Source organism: Candidatus Nitrosarchaeum limnium BG20 (assembly GCF_000241145.1).
GTDB lineage: Archaea > Thermoproteota > Nitrososphaeria > Nitrososphaerales > Nitrosopumilaceae > Nitrosarchaeum > Nitrosarchaeum limnae.
This window is the reverse complement of record NZ_AHJG01000121.1, coordinates 1-871: the sequence shown is the minus strand read 5'-3', so window position 1 is coordinate 871 and position 871 is coordinate 1. Positions and strand designations below refer to the sequence as shown.

Sequence of the window (871 nt, the reverse complement as noted above, 5' to 3'; positions counted from 1 at the left end):
ATATTCCCAAGTATTTGTCTTAGTTGGGCGTGATTCTATTTTAGTTAAATTGACATTATAATTGTAAAAGTTCTCTATAATTCTATGAAGAGAACCTGGTTCGTGTTTTATGGAAAAAATTATAGATGTCTTGTCTTTTCCCGTCTCTTCCTTATTGTTTTTTGCAAGTATTAGAAATCTTGTATAGTTATTTGAATTATTTGCAATTTTTTCTGCTATTACTGGCACCTTGTAAATTTCCGATGCATCTTTACTAGCAATACATGCAACATTTTTTTTGTTTACTTTTTTTATTATCTCCACACTTCCTGCGGTGTCATATGTTGGAACTGTTTTCATATTGTGTTTTTCAATAAAATTTCTACATTGTCCTAATGCTTGAGGATGAGAATATACTGTATCAATTTCATCCAACACTCCATTTCCAATCAAACAATGTTCAATTCTATGATAAATTTCACCTATAGCATTAAGCGGTGTTGAATAAAGTAAATCATAACTTTCCCCTACACTACCTTCCAATGAGTTTTCTACAGGTAAAATACAATATTCTGTTTTGCCTGCTGTAGTATTCTCTAAAACCTCTGCAAAAGTTGGTAGTGGAACAGTTTGAATATCTGAATTAAAAAATGCTCTTGCTGCTGCTTCACTATATGCTCCTCGTTCACCTTGGAACGAAACACGTATCATTTTACTCTCTCAGCTTTACGAAATCAGTGTTACCGTAATTTGTTGAAAGTTTTCTCTCATCAATCCAAGCACATTCAGTACATTTTATGGCATCACGCATTTGAACTACTTTTCCTCCACATTTTCTACATTTTGTAAATAATACTCCCAAATGTGGTTCTTCAATAGAAGCATGAATTGT

The 871-nt window shown here is 32.4% G+C and carries 1 protein-coding gene and 1 pseudogene; both read right to left on the bottom strand.

What is annotated here, in order from left to right; all coding sequences use genetic code 11:
- Positions 1–690, bottom strand: a 690-nt coding sequence (locus tag BG20_RS03885; RefSeq protein ID WP_010191190.1) for a prephenate dehydratase, incomplete at its 3' end; no start/stop codon positions are given.
- Between the two features lies 1 nt (position 691).
- Positions 692–871: pseudogene (locus tag BG20_RS03880) on the bottom strand (exosome complex RNA-binding protein Csl4); the annotation flags it as partial.